The organism is Streptomyces flaveolus, assembly GCF_014648815.1.
Classification (GTDB): domain Bacteria; phylum Actinomycetota; class Actinomycetes; order Streptomycetales; family Streptomycetaceae; genus Streptomyces; species Streptomyces flaveolus.
In genome coordinates this window covers 807333-823795 of the sequence record NZ_BMRV01000001.1, presented here as the reverse complement: position 1 = coordinate 823795, position 16463 = coordinate 807333, and the positions used below count along the sequence as shown (strand labels likewise).

18 protein-coding genes are annotated in these 16463 nt (G+C 73.0%); 9 read left to right on the top strand and 9 right to left on the bottom strand.

Annotated features, from left to right (window positions below; translation table 11 throughout):
- Nucleotides 1-35 precede the first annotated feature (35 nt).
- Both IEZ05_RS03725 and IEZ05_RS03720 read right to left on the bottom strand, forming a co-directional pair.
- Complete coding sequence (locus tag IEZ05_RS03725) at nucleotides 36-1670, bottom strand: solute symporter family protein (RefSeq protein WP_189228500.1); 1635 nt, start codon at nucleotides 1668-1670, stop codon at nucleotides 36-38.
- Entirely contained in the window at nucleotides 1667-2026 is a 360-nt protein-coding gene (locus IEZ05_RS03720; protein ID WP_189228499.1) for a DUF485 domain-containing protein, read from the bottom strand. The genes IEZ05_RS03725 and IEZ05_RS03720 overlap by 4 nt, the downstream gene beginning before the upstream one ends.
- Nucleotides 2027-2467: 441 nt before the next feature.
- Between IEZ05_RS03720 and IEZ05_RS03715 the strand changes: the two genes are divergently transcribed.
- From IEZ05_RS03715 to IEZ05_RS03680, 8 genes are all read left to right on the top strand, one after another.
- Complete coding sequence (locus tag IEZ05_RS03715) at nucleotides 2468-3991, top strand: S8 family peptidase (protein WP_189228498.1); 1524 nt, start codon at nucleotides 2468-2470, stop codon at nucleotides 3989-3991.
- 55 nt (nucleotides 3992-4046) lie between these two features.
- Complete coding sequence (locus tag IEZ05_RS03710; protein ID WP_189228497.1) at nucleotides 4047-5429, top strand: CoA transferase; 1383 nt, start codon at nucleotides 4047-4049, stop codon at nucleotides 5427-5429.
- 61 nt (nucleotides 5430-5490) lie between these two features.
- On the top strand, nucleotides 5491-6498 hold the full coding sequence (locus IEZ05_RS03705; protein WP_189228496.1) for a CopD family protein: 1008 nt from the start codon (nucleotides 5491-5493) through the stop codon (nucleotides 6496-6498).
- A 223-nt stretch (nucleotides 6499-6721) separates the two neighbouring features.
- The gene (locus IEZ05_RS03700; protein WP_189228495.1) at nucleotides 6722-7708 is read left to right on the top strand and encodes a DEDDh family exonuclease; all 987 of its coding nucleotides are present in this window, start codon (nucleotides 6722-6724) and stop codon (nucleotides 7706-7708) included.
- A 91-nt stretch (nucleotides 7709-7799) separates the two neighbouring features.
- The gene (locus IEZ05_RS03695) at nucleotides 7800-8033 is read left to right on the top strand and encodes a hypothetical protein (RefSeq protein ID WP_071528763.1); all 234 of its coding nucleotides are present in this window, start codon (nucleotides 7800-7802) and stop codon (nucleotides 8031-8033) included.
- Between the two features lie 68 nt (nucleotides 8034-8101).
- The gene (locus IEZ05_RS03690; RefSeq protein ID WP_189228494.1) at nucleotides 8102-8893 is read left to right on the top strand and encodes an SURF1 family cytochrome oxidase biogenesis protein; all 792 of its coding nucleotides are present in this window, start codon (nucleotides 8102-8104) and stop codon (nucleotides 8891-8893) included.
- Between the two features lie 73 nt (nucleotides 8894-8966).
- Complete coding sequence (locus IEZ05_RS03685) at nucleotides 8967-10751, top strand: glycoside hydrolase family 15 protein (protein ID WP_189228493.1); 1785 nt, start codon at nucleotides 8967-8969, stop codon at nucleotides 10749-10751.
- Nucleotides 10752-10755: 4 nt separating this feature from the next.
- On the top strand, nucleotides 10756-11511 hold the full coding sequence (locus IEZ05_RS03680; RefSeq protein ID WP_189228492.1) for an SDR family oxidoreductase: 756 nt from the start codon (nucleotides 10756-10758) through the stop codon (nucleotides 11509-11511).
- Between the two features lie 413 nt (nucleotides 11512-11924).
- Here the strand turns inward: IEZ05_RS03680 and amaP are convergent, their stop codons facing one another.
- Genes amaP through IEZ05_RS03655 form a run of 5 tightly spaced genes read right to left on the bottom strand, consistent with a single transcriptional unit; the run spans nucleotide 11925 to nucleotide 14211 of the window.
- Nucleotides 11925-12512, bottom strand: a complete 588-nt coding sequence (amaP, locus tag IEZ05_RS03675; RefSeq protein ID WP_189228491.1) for an alkaline shock response membrane anchor protein AmaP — start codon at nucleotides 12510-12512, stop codon at nucleotides 11925-11927.
- A complete protein-coding gene (locus IEZ05_RS03670; protein WP_189228490.1) occupies nucleotides 12509-13159 on the bottom strand; it encodes a DUF6286 domain-containing protein in 651 nt (216 codons plus the stop codon). The genes amaP and IEZ05_RS03670 overlap by 4 nt, the downstream gene beginning before the upstream one ends.
- A complete protein-coding gene (locus IEZ05_RS03665) occupies nucleotides 13156-13539 on the bottom strand; it encodes an Asp23/Gls24 family envelope stress response protein (protein WP_189228489.1) in 384 nt (127 codons plus the stop codon). The genes IEZ05_RS03670 and IEZ05_RS03665 overlap by 4 nt, the downstream gene beginning before the upstream one ends.
- Nucleotides 13536-13721: a hypothetical protein gene (locus tag IEZ05_RS03660; RefSeq protein ID WP_189228488.1), complete on the bottom strand. Its 186-nt coding sequence runs from the start codon at nucleotides 13719-13721 to the stop codon at nucleotides 13536-13538. Before IEZ05_RS03660 ends, IEZ05_RS03665 begins: the two co-directional genes overlap by 4 nt.
- A 28-nt stretch (nucleotides 13722-13749) precedes the next feature.
- Nucleotides 13750-14211 (bottom strand): Asp23/Gls24 family envelope stress response protein, encoded by a 462-nt coding sequence (locus IEZ05_RS03655; protein ID WP_189228487.1) that lies wholly within the window; start codon nucleotides 14209-14211, stop codon nucleotides 13750-13752.
- A gap of 85 nt (nucleotides 14212-14296) precedes the next feature.
- On the opposite strand from IEZ05_RS03655, the gene IEZ05_RS03650 reads away from it, so the two are divergent.
- The gene (locus IEZ05_RS03650; protein WP_189228486.1) at nucleotides 14297-15040 is read left to right on the top strand and encodes a nucleopolyhedrovirus P10 family protein; all 744 of its coding nucleotides are present in this window, start codon (nucleotides 14297-14299) and stop codon (nucleotides 15038-15040) included.
- Nucleotides 15041-15131: 91 nt separating this feature from the next.
- On the opposite strand, the gene IEZ05_RS03645 is transcribed toward IEZ05_RS03650, so the two are convergent.
- Both IEZ05_RS03645 and IEZ05_RS03640 read right to left on the bottom strand, forming a co-directional pair.
- Nucleotides 15132-15935 carry an enoyl-CoA hydratase/isomerase family protein gene (locus IEZ05_RS03645; protein ID WP_189228485.1) on the bottom strand — a complete coding sequence of 268 codons (804 nt, stop codon included), beginning with the start codon at nucleotides 15933-15935 and terminating at the stop codon, nucleotides 15132-15134.
- A 158-nt stretch (nucleotides 15936-16093) separates the two neighbouring features.
- Nucleotides 16094-16315, bottom strand: coding sequence for a helix-turn-helix domain-containing protein (locus tag IEZ05_RS03640; RefSeq protein ID WP_018567695.1), 222 nt, complete (start codon nucleotides 16313-16315; stop codon nucleotides 16094-16096).
- Nucleotides 16316-16463 lie beyond the last annotated feature (148 nt).

Here is a 16463-nt window from a genome sequence, read left to right as displayed (position 1 = left end):
GTAGGGATCTACGACGGGGCCGCGGCGGGAGGGGATCAGTGGGCGCCCGTGCCGGTCAGCGACCGGACCTCGAGCTCCGCGTACTTGGCCTTGTCGGGCTCCTCCTTGGACAGGACCGTGCCGAGCCAGCCCATGAGGAAGCCGAACGGGATGGAGATGATGCCCGGGTTCTTCAGCGGGAACCAGGCGAAGTCGACGTCCGGGAACATCGCCTTGGGGTCGCCGGAGACCACCGGCGAGAACAGCACCAGGCCGACGGCGACGATCAGGCCGCCGTAGATCGACCACAGGGCGCCCTGGGTGGTGAACCGCTTCCAGAACAGGCTGTAGAGGATGGTCGGCAGGTTGGCGGAGGCCGCGACCGCGAAGGCCAGGGCGACCAGGCCGGCCACGTTCAGGTCGCGGGCGAGGGCGCCGAGCGCGATGGAGACGATGCCGATGAAGACGGTCGCCCAGCGGGCCGCCCGCATCTCCTCCTTCTCGGTCGCCTGTCCCCGGCGGATGACGTTGGCGTAGATGTCGTGCGCGAAGGAGGACGACGAGGCGAGGGTGAGGCCGGCGACCACGGCGAGGATGGTCGCGAAGGCCACCGCCGAGATCGTGGCCAGCAGGATCGCGCCCCAGGCCGAGTCGACGCCGCCGAGGTGGAGGGCGAGCAGGGGCGCGGCCGTGTTGCCGGACGGGTTGGACGCGATGATCTCGTCCTTCCCGATGAGCGCGGCGGCGCCGAAGCCGAGGGCGATGGTCATCAGGTAGAAGGCGCCGATGATGCCGATCGCCCAGTTCACGGACTTACGGGCGGCCTTGGCGTTGGGCACCGTGTAGAAGCGGATCAGGATGTGCGGCAGGCCGGCCGTGCCGAGCACCAGGGCGATGCCGAGGGAGATGAAGTCCAGCTTGGAGGTGCCGGTCGCGCCGTACTGGAGGCCGGGCTCCAGGAAGGCGGAGCCGGCGCCGCTGTTCTCGGCGGCCTTGCCGAGCAGGTCGGAGATGTTGAAGTCGAACTTCAGCAGCACCAGGAAGGTGATCAGGATGGTGCCGCCGATCAGCAGCACGGCCTTGACCATCTGGACCCAGGTGGTGCCCTTCATGCCGCCGATGGTGACGTACACGATCATCAGGACGCCGACGAGGGCGACGATGAGGACCTTGCCCGCGTCGGAGGTGATGCCGAGCAGCAGGGAGACGAGGACGCCCGCGCCGGCCATCTGGGCCAGCAGGTAGAAGATCGACACGACGATCGTGGAGGTGCCCGCGGCGGTGCGCACGGGGCGCTGGCGCATGCGGTACGCGAGGACGTCGCCCATCGTGTAGCGGCCGGAGTTCCTGAGCGGCTCGGCGACCAGCAGCAGGGCGACCAGCCAGGCGACCAGGAAGCCGATGGAGTACAGGAAGCCGTCGTAGCCGAAGAGGGCGATGGCGCCGGCGATGCCGAGGAAGGACGCGGCCGACATGTAGTCGCCGGAGACGGCGAGGCCGTTCTGGAAGGCGCTGAACTGGCGGCCGCCCGCGTAGAAGTCCGCGGCGTCCTTGGTCTGGCGGCCGGCCCAGACGGTGATGAAGAGCGTCGCGACGACGAAGACGGAGAAGAGCGTGATGATCAGCGGCCGGTGCTCGCTGGCCTCGTTGGCGGCGAGCTCGGCGGCGAAGACGGTCTGTGCGGGGCTCATGCGCCGCCCTCCATCCGGGACTTGATGGCCTCGGCCTTGGGGTCGAGCTTCGCGGCGGCGTGCCGCGAGTACCACCAGGCGATGAGGAACGTGGTGACGAACTGGGCGAGGCCGAAGACGAACGCGACGTTGATGTTGCCGAACAGCTTGGTGCCCATGAAGCCGCCGGCGTAGTTCGACAGCAGCACGTAGAGCAGGTACCAGGCGACGAAGGCGATCGTCAGCGGGAAGGCGAAGGAGCGGAAGGTGCGGCGCAGTTCGGCGAACTCCGCACTCTGCTGCACCTCGGAGAACTCCTCGGCGGAGGGGAGTCGGTGTTCCTCTGCTTTCGAGGGGGGCGGTGCGTCGGTGGCCACGGAGTCTCCTCGTACGACGGACATGACGGCTTGTACCTCGGTGTTCTCGCGGGAACCCGATCGTGCTCGGGCTCCCTGTCCAACGACACGGCGCCTTGCGGGGCCCGGTTCAACACCCGTGGCACTTTCCCAAGTCACTTGGGGGAAGTCATTGCTGGCCAGCGACTTCGGGAGATAGCTTCGCCCTGCACCACTGCGTCATGTACCTGCCCGAGCACCACCTGTGTCTCGGGCCGGTCTCGTTTTCCGGATGATGTGGAGACCCCATGATTCATCTGCGTTCCAGACGGCGGCTCTCTCCCGCCGTACCGGTCGTGCTGTCGCTGACCGCGTCGCCCGGCTTCCCGCCGAGGCCCGCGAGGTCGGGGACGCGCTGCGCGCGGTGAAGTCGTCCCGCTCCGCTCGTCCCTCCGTCTTTCTCATGAACTGGAGACCTCGCACATGACAGCGCCCCACTCCCGTCACCGCCGCGCCGTCGCGATCCCGGCCGGCATGGCCCTGGCCGCGGCCCTCGCCTTCCTGCCCAACATCCAGGCCTCCGCGGCCGAGGCCGCCCCGGCCGCCGCCGCCGACGGCGCGTCGCTCAGCTACGTGGTCAACGTCCAGCCCGGGCACGGTCCTTCGGCGCAGGTGAAGCGGGCGATCGCGAAGGCCGGCGGCACGATCGTGACGTCGTACGACCGGATCGGCGTGGTCGTCGTCCACTCGGCCGACCCGGACTTCGCGAAGACCGTGCGCACGGTGCGCGGTGTGCAGTCGGCCGGTGCCACCCGCACCGCGCCGCTGCCCTCGGCGGCGACGACCGACGTCGGCACGCCGAAGGTGCTCACCGCGCAGGAGGCCGCCGCCGCCTCCGCTCAGGCCGCCGAGGGCCAGGACCCGCTGGAGCCCCGTCAGTGGGACCTGCCGGCCATCAAGGCGGACAAGGCGCACGAGAAGTCGCTGGGCAGCAGCAAGGTGACCGTGGCGGTCATCGACACCGGCGTCGACGACACGCACCCGGACATCGCGCCGAACTTCGACCGGCAGGCGTCGGTCAACTGCGTGGCGGGCAAGCCGGACACCACCGACGGCGCCTGGCGGCCGAGCGCGGCGGAGAGCCCGCACGGCACGCACGTGGCCGGGGAGATAGCCGCGGCCAAGAACGGCGTCGGCATGACCGGCGTGGCGCCGGGCGTGAAGGTCGCGGGCATCAAGGTGTCCAACCCGGACGGCTTCTTCTACACCGAGGCCGTGGTCTGCGGCTTCATGTGGGCGGCCGAGCACGGGGTCGACGTGACCAACAACAGCTATTACACCGATCCGTGGTACTTCAACTGCAAGAACGACCCGGACCAGAAGGCGCTCGTCGAGGCCGTCTCGCGGGCCTCGCGGTACGCGGAGAAGAAGGGCGCGGTCAACGTCGCCGCGGCCGGCAACGAGAACTACGACCTCGCGTCCGACGAGATCCTCGACCCGTCCTCCCCCAACGACACGACGCCCGGTGACCGGGTGATCGACCCGTCGGAGTGCTACGACATCCCGACCCAGCTGCCGGGTGTCGTCACGGTCGCGGCGACCGGCGCGAAGGGCCTGAAGTCGTCCTTCTCCAACTACGGTCTGGGCGTCATCGACATCGCCGCGCCCGGCGGCGACTCGACCGCCTACCAGACCCCGGCCCCGCCGGCGACCAGCGGCCTGATCCTGGGCACGCTGCCCGGCGGCAAGTGGGGCTACATGGCGGGTACGTCGATGGCCTCGCCGCACGTCGCCGGTGTCGCCGCGCTGATCAAGTCGACGCACCCGCACGCCTCGCCGGCCATGGTCAAGGCGCTGCTGTACGCGGAGGCCGACGCCACGCCGTGCACCAAGCCGTACGACATCGACGGCGACGGCAAGGTGGACGCGGTGTGCGAGGGGTCGAAGAACCGCAACGGCTTCTACGGCTGGGGCATGACCGACGCGCTGGACGCGGTGACCCGCTAGCCGGGATGCCGTACCGGCGTACATGTTGATCGAGTCAATACTGCATGGTGCAGTCATGACCGACATCGAGTTCGCCTGGTCCGCCCTGGGCGGTGATCCCGCCCTTCTCCGGCGCGTGACGACCACCGTGCGGGAGGGTGCCCTGGCGGGGCGCCTTCCCGTACGGGAGTCCGCACGCGTCTGCGTCGGCGTGTGCGCGCTGGCCGCCGCCGAGCTGGCGGCGCGGCGGGACGGGCTCGCGCGCGTGCCCGGCGTGCGCGTGGACGACGGAGCCGTCGCCACCGCGTTCACCAGTGAGCGCCATCTGCGGGTCGCCGGACGGGAGCCGGTGTCGTTCGCACCGCTGTCCCGGTTCTGGCGCACCGCCGACGGGTGGCTGCGGACGCACGCGAACTATCCCCATCACCGAAGGCGCCTGCTCGCCGCCCTGGACCTGCCGGCCGACCCGGCGCTCGTCGCTGCGGCGCTCGGCGAACGGTCCGCCACCGAGGTCGAGGAGGCGGTGTACGCCGCCGGCGGCCTGGCGGTCGCGCTGCGCACGCCGGCCCAGTGGGCGGCGCACGAGCAGGGCGCGGCGGTCGCCCGCCATCCCCTGGTCGCACGCGAGCGCCTGGACTCGGCACCCGGGCGCGTGTTCACGCCCGCCCCGGCGGGCGCCGCCTCGCCCGCCGCCGGGCTGCGCGTCCTGGACCTGACCCGGGTCATCGCGGGGCCGGTCGCCACCCGCACGCTCGCGCTGCTCGGCGCGGACGTCCTGCGCGTGGACCCGCCCGGACTGCCGGAACTGCAGGACCAGCATGCCGACACGGGCTTCGGGAAGCGGTCGGCGACCCTGGACCTGACGTCCGACGGGGCGGCGTTCGAGGAGCTGCTGGCCGGCGCCGACGTCGTCGTCACCGGGTACCGGCCGGGTGCCCTGGACCGGTTCGGACTCTCCCCCCAGGCCCTGGCCGAACGCCGGCCGGGGCTGGTCGTGGCCCAGCTGTCGGCCTGGGGCGCGGACGGGCCGTGGGCCGGGCGGCGCGGCTTCGACAGCCTGGTGCAGGCGGCCACCGGCATCGCCACCGTCGAGGGGTCCGCGGAACGGCCCGGGGCCCTGCCCGCCCAGGCCCTCGACCACGGCACCGGCCATCTGCTGGCGGCCGCCGTGCTGCGGTCCCTGACCGACCGGTCACGGGAGGGCGGCAGCCGGCTCGTCCGGCTGTCCCTGGCGCGGACCGCCGCCTGGCTCCTGGACGGTGTCCGGACGGACGACACGGGAAGGGCGCGGCGCGAGCACGCCGGGGCGTACCCGGGGCCGGAGCCCTGGCTCGCCGGACGGGACAGCCCGCTCGGGCGGCTGCGGTACGCCCTGCCGCCGGTCTCCTACGCCGGCGGCCCGGCCGACTGGGCCCGCCCGCCGGGGCCCTGGGGCACGGACGCGGCGGCGTGGCTGTGACGTCCCCCGGTTCCTTCTCCTGAACTTGCCCGGTTCTGGGCGAGTTGGTGAAGATCTCGAGGTGACCTCGACAAGACCCCCGTCCCGGCCCACCGACTCCGGACGGCACGCGCGGCCCTCCGGTACCGGCCGGGCCGCGGCCGTTCTCGTGCTGGTGGCGCTGGCCGCGCTGATACCCGTGCTCGGCCCGTCCCCCGCCCTGCACGGCACCGGAGAGGCCGAAGCGCCCGGCACCGGCGGCATCGCCCTGCTGCGCACGGTGCTGTTCGCGGCGCTGAGCATCCCGGTCGGCGAGCTGTTCGTGAACCGGCTGACCCGGTACCTGCCCGGCGCTCCCCCGGACCGGCCCCGCAGCTGGTCCCCGCACGCCAACGCCGCCGCGTTCGTCGCCGCGCTGGGGCTCGCTTCGGTCGTGGCCACCGGCAACCTGGTGCCGGGCGGCATCGCCGAGATCGACGTCGGCGGCCTCTACGAGTCCCGTGACGGCAAGCTCGCGCTCCTCGAGGTCAACGCGTTCCTCGTGGCGGGCCTGTGCGCCGTCTCGCGCCGGCCGGGCACGCAGGTGTGGCCGCTGGCCGCCGTGGTCGTCGCGGAGGCCCTGCGCGCCCATCCCACCACCGAGTACAGCCCGCTGATCGGCTCCGGCCTGACCCTGGTGCACCTGACGTGCGCGTCGCTGTGGGTGGGCGGTCTGCTGTACGCGCTGCGCGTCCTGCGCCGGTGGCGGGGCGCCGCGGCGGGCGCGGCCCTGCTGGGTCTCTACGCGCGCGTGGCGGCCGTTCTCCTCGCCGCCATCACGGCGACGGGGGTGTGCAGTTCGCTGCGCCGGATGCCGGCGGGCACGATCCTGGACCAGCTGACGGACACCGCGTACGGGAGGGTGTTGCTCGCCAAGGTGATCCTGGTGGCGGCCGTCGCCGTCCTCGCCCTGTGGGCCCGGATCCGGCTGAGCCGCGCCGCCGACCCGCTGACGGCCGGCACGCCCGCGCGCGGAGAGGTCCTCGCCCTGGGCCTGGTGGTCGCGGTGTCCGGGCTGCTGACGGCGCTTCCGGTGCCGATCCGCTGGTGAGACCGGGCCGGAGGGGCCCTCGGCGGGCGTGGGTTCCGTCACACACGGGGGCCGCCGTCCGAGGTGTCGGAGGCGCCCGGCCGACGCCCCGCGGCCGTCGGGGCGGTCGCGGTGGCGGCAACCCTCGCCCGGCCGCACGGACTTGACGCGGCAGCGGCGCACGGGGCCCGACGGGGCACCTGCGCGGAGGGACTGTCGGTCGCGGCCCGTATCCTCATGGACCATGCTCGAAGACCGCACGACCGCAGCGTCGTCCGCCACCGCGTGGCCGGCCGCGTATCCGCAGGGGTACGCGGTCGTTGACGTGGAGACCACCGGCCTGGCCCGCGACGACCGCATCATCTCGGCGGCCGTCTACCGGCTGGACGCGCGCGGAGAGGTCGAGGACCACTGGTACACGCTGGTCAATCCGGAGCGGGACCCGGGCCCGGTGTGGATACACGGACTGACGAGCGAGGCCCTCGAGGGCGCGCCCCTGTTCCGGGACATCGCCCCGGAGTTCGCGGCCCGGCTCGACGGCCGGGTGCTCGTCGCGCACAACGCCGTCTTCGACTGGCAGATGATCGCCCGGGAGTACGCGCGCGCGCAGGGTGCGGCCCCGGTGCGTCAACGGCTGTGCACCATCGCGCTCTCCAAGGAGCTGGGGCTGCCGCTGCCCAATCACAAGCTGGAGTCGCTGGCCGCGCACTTCGGCGTCGTGCAGCAGCGGGCGCACCACGCGCTGGACGACGCGCGCGTGCTGGCCGAGGCGTTCCGGCCGAGCCTGCGCGCCGCGGCGGCGGGCGGTCTGCGGCTGCCGCTGCACGAGTGCCGGCCGCTGACGGAGTGGGCGGACCGGCCCGCGCCCCGGATCGGACAGCAGGCGGGCTACGGCGGGTCCCGGCAGAGCAGTTGGCGCCCCTCCCGCAAAAGGCCCGCATGCCCCTATCCCAACCCTGGCCGGTACGAAGAGGGCAAACGGCTCAAGCAGGGCATGCGGGTCGCCTTCTCGGGTGACACCTCGATCGAGCGGGACCTGCTGGAGGACCGCGCGACCGAGGCCGGGCTGCACGTCGCCGGCAGCCTGTCCCGGCTGACCAGCCTGCTGGTCACCAACGACCCCGACTCGGGCACCTCGAAGGTGGTCAAGGCCCGGCAGTACGGCACGCCGGTGGTGGACGAGGCGGCCTTCGGGCAGCTGCTGGGGGACGTGGAGCCGGCGGACGGCTGAGCCGCGCGCGAGCCGTACGGACGGGTGATTGCCGGGCGACTCGCCCGGCACCCGCTCGCCCGTGCCGCGGTGACGGCTCACCCTGTGGCGCATGGCGACATGCGAAGTCTGCGGCAACAACTACGGAATGACCTTCGAGGTCCACGCGCAGGGGGCGGTGCACGTCTTCGACTGCTTCTCCTGCGCGATCCACCGGATGGCCCCCATCTGCGAGCACTGCCGGGTGCAGATCATCGGCCAGGGCGTCGAGGTCGAGGGCCACTGGTACTGCGGCGCCCACTGCGCCCGCGCCGAGGGGAGGGCGGGCATCGTCGACAAGGTCTGAGGCCGGACCGCGGCCACAAGCCCGTACCCGCCGCATCGCACCCCACGACCGAGTTGTACCGTCGTGGGGTGTACCGCTTCCTGTTGTCCCGCCAGTGGGTGATCCTCACGCTGGTGGCCCTGCTGCTCATCCCGACGATGATCCGGCTGGGCTTCTGGCAGATGCACCGCTACGAGGAGCGCACCGCCCGGAACGACCTGGTCGCCGAGGCCCTCGGTGCGAAGCCGGTGCCCGTGGAGTCGCTGACCGCTCCCGGCAAGAGGATCACCACGCACGAGCGGTACCGCACCGTGACCGCGAAGGGCCGCTTCGACACGGACCACGAGGTCGTCGTCCGCCGGCGCACCAACGCCCAGGACAAGATCGGCTACCACGTGCTGACCCCGTTCGTCCTCGACGACGGCAAGGTCCTGCTCGTCAACCGGGGCTGGATCCCCGCGGACGGCCCCAGCCAGACCGAGTTCCCCGAGGTTCCCGCCCCGCCGCGGGGAGAGATCACCGTCACCGGGCGGATGATGCCCGACGAGACGACCGCCGCGAGCGGCATCAAGGACCTCGAGGGCCTGCCGGACCGGCAGATCATGCTCATCAACAGCGAACAGGAGGCCGCCCGCCTGGACGCCCGGGTGCTCGGCGGGTACGTCGTCCTGACGGACCCCGAGCCGAAGGGCGGCACCCCCGAGGCGATCGGCAGGCCGGGCAACGAGGACGCCGCGCTGAACTTCGCGTACGCGATCCAGTGGTGGCTGTTCTCCGCGGCCGTCCCGGTCGGCTGGTGGATCCTGGTCCGTCGCGAGAAGCGCGACCGGGAGAGCGCCGAGGACGTGGAGACCGCGGAGGCGGAACCCGCCCCCGTGTAGCGGCGCGCCCGCGGGCGCGCGGCAGCCGGTCCGGACCCGATTGCTCCGTCACCGGCCGGGAAGACGGAACCCCGTGCACCCCCACATCGAGGACTACGCGCTCATCGGCGACCAGCAGACCGCGGCCCTGGTCGGCACGGACGGCTCCGTGGACTGGCTGTGCCTGCCCCGCTTCGACTCCGCCGCCTGCTTCGCCAAGCTGCTCGGCGACGAGGACAACGGCCACTGGCGCATCGCCCCCGTGGGTGCCGAGCACTGCACCCGGCGTGCCTACCGCCCCGACACCCTCGTGCTGGACACCGAGTGGGAGACGGACGACGGAGCCGTCCGGGTCACCGACTTCATGCCCCAGCGCGACCGCGCGCCCGACCTGGTGCGCATCGTGGAGGGCCTGCGCGGCGAGGTCACCGTGCACAGCGAGCTGCGGCTGCGTTTCGACTACGGCTCGATCGTGCCGTGGGTGCGCCGGTCCGACGGTCACCGGGTGGCCGTCGCGGGACCCGACTCCGCGTGGCTGCGCAGCGAACCGGAGGTGCGCAGCTGGGGACAGGACTTCGGGACCCACGCGGAGTTCACGGTCGCCGAGGGCGAGAAGGTCGCGTTCGTCCTCACCTGGCATCCCTCGCACGAGCCGCGCCCGCCGCTGATAGACCCGTACGAGTCGCTGGAGCACAGCGTCGAGGACTGGCGCGCCTGGGCCGCCCACTGCCGCTACGACGGTCCGCACCGGGACGCGGTGGTCCGCTCCCTGATCACGCTGAAGGCACTCACCTACCGGCCGACCGGCGGCATCGTGGCCGCGGCCACCACCTCGCTGCCCGAGGAACCGGGCGGCGTCCGCAACTGGGACTACCGCTTCTGCTGGCTGCGCGACTCCACGCTCACCCTGGGCGCCCTGCTGTCGGCGGGGTATCTGGAGGAGGCCGAGGCCTGGCGCGACTGGCTGTTGCGCGCGGTCGCCGGCAACCCGGCGGACCTGCAGATCATGTACGGCCTGGCGGGCGAGCGGCGGCTGCCCGAGTTCGAACTGCCGTGGCTGTCCGGCTTCGCCGAGTCGACACCCGTGCGGATCGGCAACGACGCGGTGAACCAGCTTCAGCTGGACGTGTACGGCGAGGTCATGGACTCCCTGTCGCTGGCCCGGCTGGCGGGCATGCACCCGCAGCCGCAGATGTGGGAGCTCCAGTGCGCGCTGATGGACTTCCTGACCACGGCCTGGCGGCAGCCGGACGAGGGGTTGTGGGAGGTGCGCGGCGGGCGCCGGCAGTTCGTGCACTCGAAGGTGATGACCTGGGTGGCCGCCGACCGGGCGGTGCGCACCCTGGAGGACCACCCCGAGCTGGGCGGCGACCTGGACGGCTGGCGCGCGCTGCGCGAGGAGGTGCACCGGGAGGTGTGCGAGAAGGGCTACGACCCGGATCGCAATACGTTCACCCAGTCCTACGGCTCGGCGGAGCTGGACGCCGCGCTGCTCCTGATCCCGCGGGTGGGCTTCCTGCCCGCGGACGATCCGCGCGTCGTCGGCACGGTCGACGCGATCGGCAAGGAGCTGACCCGGGACGGCCTGGTGCGCCGCTACAGCACCGAGGGCCCGCCCGTGGACGGGCTGCCGGGCGGCGAGGGCACGTTCCTGGTGTGCTCGTTCTGGTACGCGGACGCGCTGCACGCGACCGGCAGGACCGCGGAGGCGCGGGAGCTGTTCGAACGGCTGGTGGGGCTCGCCAACGACGTGGGGCTGCTGGCCGAGGAGTACGACCCGGTGGCGGGCCACCAGCTCGGGAACTTCCCGCAGGCGTTCAGCCACATCGGTCTGGTGAACACGGCCCTCGCCCTGTTCGGCGACGAGGAGGCAGGATAGGGCCATGGATCTTGGACTGAAGGACCGGGTGTACGTCGTCACCGGAGCCACCCGTGGCCTGGGCAACGCCGCCGCGCGCGAGCTGGTCGCCGACGGCGCGAAGGTGGTCGTCACGGGGCGGGACGAGAAGAGCGTCGCGGACGCCGCGGACGCGCTGGGCGCGGGCGCGGTGGGCGTGGCCGCCGACAACGCCGACCCCGGGGTCGCCGCGCGGCTGGTCGCGACCGCCCGTGAGCGTTTCGGGCGCTTCGACGGCGTCCTGATCAGTGTGGGCGGGCCGCCGCCCGGCTTCGTCGCGGACAACACCGACGAGCAGTGGCAGGCCGCGTTCGAGTCGGTGTTCCTCGGCGCGGTGCGGCTGGCCCGCACGGCGGCCGCCGAGCTGGACGACGGCGGGGTCATCGGCTTCGTCCTGTCGGGTTCCGTGCACGAGCCGATCCCGGGCCTGACCATCTCCAACGGCCTGCGGCCGGGGCTGGCGGGTTTCGCCAAGTCCCTCGCCGACGAGCTGGGCCCGCGCGGCATCCGCGTCGTCGGCCTGCTGCCGGGCCGCATCGACACCGACCGGGTGCGCGAGCTGGACGGCCTGTCCGCAGACCCGGAGGCGACCAGGGCGGCGAGCGAGTCCCGTATCCCGCTGCGCCGCTACGGCGCGCCGGAGGAGTTCGGCCGCGCGGCGGCGTTCCTGCTGTCGCCCGCGGCGTCGTACGTGACGGGCGTGATGCTGCCGATCGACGGCGGCAGCCGGCACGGCTTCTAGGCCCGGCCGTCGCCCTCCCCCGTCCTCCACCCGCAGGACGGGCCCGGCGGTTCACGGTGCCCCACCGACGGGGACGCCCGGCTGCGTCCGGTGCCCGTGACCGGTCCGGCGCCGCTGTCCCACGCCTGGGTCGTCACAAGCAGCGTCCATCGGACAGGCGGAGGCCCGGCGGCACCGCTCCCCTCTGGAGGTGCAGTCGTCGCCGGACGGGCGGGAACCCTCCGCGGTGCTTGCCAGGCGTCACCGGAGGGGCGGAGGTCCGGCAGGGGAGCCCGGTGCCTGCCCCCGGCGCAGGGGTCAGCTGACTCGTTCGGCGTGGTGTTTGACGCCGTGCAGGCGTACCTCCGCCGCGTGCCAGGCGTCACCGGACGGGCGTCCGGCAGGGGAGCCCGGTGCCTGCCCCCGTCGCGGGGTCAGCTGACTCGTTCGGCGTGGTGTTTGACGCCGTGCAGGCGTACCTCCGCCGGGAGGGCCGCGAGGCCTGCCGAGTCGCGGGCGTGGGTGAGGGCGCGCGTGGTGAGGTCGTCCAGCGCGGTGCCGGGGTCCACGTGCGGGGCCAGCAGCAGCCGGAGGCGGGCCCGCGGGGTGTCGCGCCGTCCGGTGAGCCGGACCTTGGACCGCTCGACCCCGTCCACCCGGTCCGTCTCCTGGGCGAGGACGCCCTCCAGCGCCCGGCCGCGCAGCACCGCGCCCTCGCCGTCGCCCGTGTCGACGAGGATCTCGGAGAGCCGGCGGCGGCGCAGCACCGCGACGAGCCACCACAGGGCGAGCAGCAGCAGGACGGCGAGCGCGGCGATGACCACCGGCCACCACCAGCCGGAGTCCCGCCAGCGGGTCCGCTCGGCCTGAGTGAGCAGCACGTCGTGCGGCCCCTGGTGCACCCACCAGGAGGGGGGCGACACGTCGAACGACACCGCGAGCACGGCACCGCCCACGGCGATCAGCACCAGGCCCACGAGTCCCAGCAGCACACGGTCGACGGTCCTGAGCACGGTCCTCATCCCTTCCGTCCCGGTCGCGCCACGCGGACCGACACGGCGGGCGGCCGGGCGAGCCCCAGCCCGCGCACCGTGTCGTCGAGGGCACCGTCCAGGTCGGCTCGTACCTCGTCCAGTTCCCTGAAGTGCGCGAGCGCGCGCACCCGGGCCTTCCTGCGACGCACCTTCACGCGCGCCGAGTGCACGCCGGGCACCTCCATGGCCCGGTCGCGCAGCACCGCGGAGGCGGCGTCCCGGTGCAGTCCCGCGCGTACGTCCGGACGGGTCCGCCGCATCGGCAGCATCCTGCGCAGGCCGGGCGTTACCGCCAGCACGAGCAGCCAGAGCCCGAGGGCGGCGGCGACGCCGGCGCCGACCCGCACCCACGTGTCGTCGAGGGGCCGTTCGGCGAGCTGCTGGGCCAGATCCCGGCGCCAGCCGAGGGCGGAGCGGCCGGCTCGGACGGCGACGACGTCGTAGAGGAAGGCACCCACGGCGATCAGGAGGAGCAGGGCGACGATGCCCGCGGGGACGCGGCGCGCCGACCAGAAGCGGCCGCGCGGTCCGCGCTCGCCCTCGGCCAGCGACTGCGGCGGGGGGCCGGTGTCGTCCGTCTTCTCCATGACGGGCAGGTGCTGCGTGCTGCCCTCGGTGCCCTGGGGTTCGCTCATCGCGTCCTCCCCTGTCCCGCGCCGTACTCCGCCGCCAGGTGCAGCCGCTCCACCTGGACGCCGACCTCCGGAACCGCCATACCCGCCAATCCGCGTACCCGCTGGACGACTTGATGGCGCACCTGCCCGCAGCGGGCGCCGATGTCGCAGGGGTAGTCGAGTTCCACGTGGACGCGTACACGGGCGATGTCGTGGTGGACGACGACGGTGGCGTGCGGTCGTTCGGCGTCCGGATGGAGCACACCGACCGCCTCGCGTGCCGCCTGGGCGGCGATCTTGGCGACAACCCGGTCGGCGATCCGCGTGGCCCCGCGCTCGCCCGCCGGAACCGCCGTCAGAACCTCACCGGTCTCACCGGCACCCTCACTCACGCCGGTCACCGCCGCCGATCGTCACGGGCACGGAACAGGTGGCCGAGCTCCAAGTCCCCCTCCAGCAGCCCGCCTACGACGAATCCGACGGCCCCCAGGGCCGCCACCAGCAGGAAGGCTCCGAATCCGCCGAAGTATCCGGCGAATCCCAGCGCCATCCCGGCGATCATGCCGACCACCGCCATGCTCATGGTGTGCTCCCCTCAGTCCGTGTCCCGTTCACCTGATCCGCGGCTCGTCCGGCTCCTCGTCCTCCTCGTCCGGCAGCTTCACGTCGCTCACCGCGATGTTGACCTCGACGACCTCGAGGCCGGTCATCCGCTCCACCGCCGCCACCACGTTCTCCCGTACGTCCCGGGCCACATCGCTGATCGACACGCCGTACTCGACGACGAGTTCCAGATCGAGCGCCGTCTGTTTCTCGCCGACCTCGGCCTTCACGCCGCGCGACACCGACTTGGTGCCGCCGGGCACCCGGTCCCGCACGGCGCCGAAGGTGCGCGACATCCCGCTGCCCATGGCGTGCACACCCGCGACATCGCGTGCCGCCATTCCGGTGATCTTCTCCACGACGCCGTCGGCGATGGTGGTCCGGCCGCGGCTGCCAGGATCACCGCCTCCACGCCGGATCGCCTGCGCCCTCCCGGTCTCCGGCGTGTCCTTATCCGTCAAGTCGCTCATGTCGGCACATCCTTCGGTCGATGTTCTTTCACCACGGTAAGCACGGTGACGCGATTGCGCGCCGGGGATGCGGCACGCTGAAGGAATGACAACGCCTGATCGGTGGACGCGGACGGTACGGGAGCAGCTGGGACTCGGCAGGCTGCTGCCCCTGGGCGGGCCGCGCGACGGCGCATGGGTCGCCGAACGCGCGGCACTGGAGGTATTGCTGGACGCGGCGCGAGCTGTACCGGGGGTGCGCACGGGACACCTGCGCATCGCCCTCGCCGACCCGGAGGAGACGCGGGAACCGGTCGTGCCGGCACCGCCGAGCGCGCTGCCGCCCGGTCCGCTGCGGATGACGGCCGACTTCGCGGCGTCGGCGGCCGAGCCCCTGCCGGCCGCGGCGACCCGGCTGCGCGCGACGCTGGCCGAGGCGGCGACGCGCCGGATCGGGCTGATGGTGACAGAGGTGGATCTGCGGGCGACGGAGCTGCTCGATGGAGCACCGGAGCCGGCACCGGGTCCCGAACGGGAGCCGGCCTCCGGGCCCGTGGGCGGACCGGCGGCCCGGGCGGAAGCGGACGACACGGACGAGGGCCGGGCGGCGGGCGCCGCGCTCGCGGTCCCCGGCGTGCGAGGTCTGACCGGCACACTGGGCCGTCCGGTGCACATCACGGCGCCGGACGCCGGACGGGAGGCGGCCCTGCCGCGCCGCCACGTCCGGGTGGAGCTGGCGGTCGACGCTGACCGGCCGGCCGCGGAGGTGGCCCGCCGGGTCAGAGCAGCGGTGACCGAGGCCCTGCCGGACCACCCCACGGTGGCCGTACTGGTGACGGCGATCGGCTGAACACCCGCAGCGGAACGAGCCGGGCGGGCGGAGCCGGGTACGGCGGGGCGTGCTGCGGACGCCCCGCCCACTCGGTCCGATCGCCGGAGGCTCAGTCCCCGAGGCCGGCCAGGTCTCGCAGCCGGCGGCCCTGGGCGGCGCGCTCCGCGGCGCGCTGTGCCTCGTAGTCCCGGCTCTGGGCGCCCTGAAGCAGCGCCTTGGTCTCGACGACCGCGTCGCGCGGCGCGGAAAGGATCGCGGCCACCAGGTCGCGCACGGCGCCGTCGAGCTGGTCGGCGGGCACGGCGAGGTTGGCCAGGCCGGTGCTCGCGGCCTCCTCGGCCGTGACGAAGCGACCGGTCACGCAGATCTCCAGCGCGCGGGCATACCCGACCAGGGACACCAGGGGATGCGTGCCCGTCAGGTCCGGCACGAGGCCGAGGCTGGTCTCGCGCATGGCGAACTGCACGTCGTCCGCGACGACCCGCAGGTCACAGGCGAGGGCCAGCTGGAAACCGGCCCCGATGGCGTGTCCCTGCACGGCGGCCACGGACAGGATGTCGCTGCGCCGCCACCAGGTGAACGCGTCCTGGTACTCGGCGATGGTCGCGTCCAGCTCGGCGTCGCCGCCCCGGGCGAGGTCGATGAACGACGGTTCGCCGTCGAAGCCCTCCGGCGTGAACGCCTGCCGGTCGAGGCCGGCCGAGAAGGACTTGCCCTCGGCCCGCAGTACGACGACCCGGACGGAGCCCGGCAGCAGCCGACCGGCCTCGGCGAGCGCCCGCCACAGAGCGGGGCTCTGCGCGTTGCGCTTGGCGGGATTGGTCAGCGTCACCGTGGCGATCGCGTCGTCGACGGTGAGCCGCACGCCGTCCTTGTCGAGTGCGGGAGCGGGTTCGTGGGCGGGCGAAGCCATGGGGCGCCTCCGGAAGGTGCGGTCGTCGTCCCCGCCGTGCGCCGGCTTGCGCGCCGTATCACGACAGGGCTAAGTGACTGCACAGTAACCACCCGGACGGTCCGACGACCGACCGGGTGACCACCTTCACTTTCGGAGCCGAGGGGTCGCCCGGGACGTCAGGCCGATGCGGCCTTCTTGCCCCGGGTCGCCCCGCCACGCCCTCGGAGCGTGACGCCCGACTCACTGAGCATGCGGTGCACGAAGCCATACGAGCGGCCGGTTTCCTCGGCCAACGCCCGGATGCTCGCACCGGCGTCGTACTTCTTCTTCAGGTCTGCCGCGAGCTTGTCGCGCGCGGCGCCGGTCACCCGGCTGCCCTTCTTCAGAGTCTCGGCCACCCGTGCCTCCTCATGGGAAGTGCGCTCTGGTCTCCTCATGATCACCCCTCCTGGGCCTCATGGCCACCCATTCGGCAAGGTCGATGAGACAAGGTTGTGACGACAGGAGCGCGTCCCCACATACGGAATGGACCGTTCCAAAGATTCT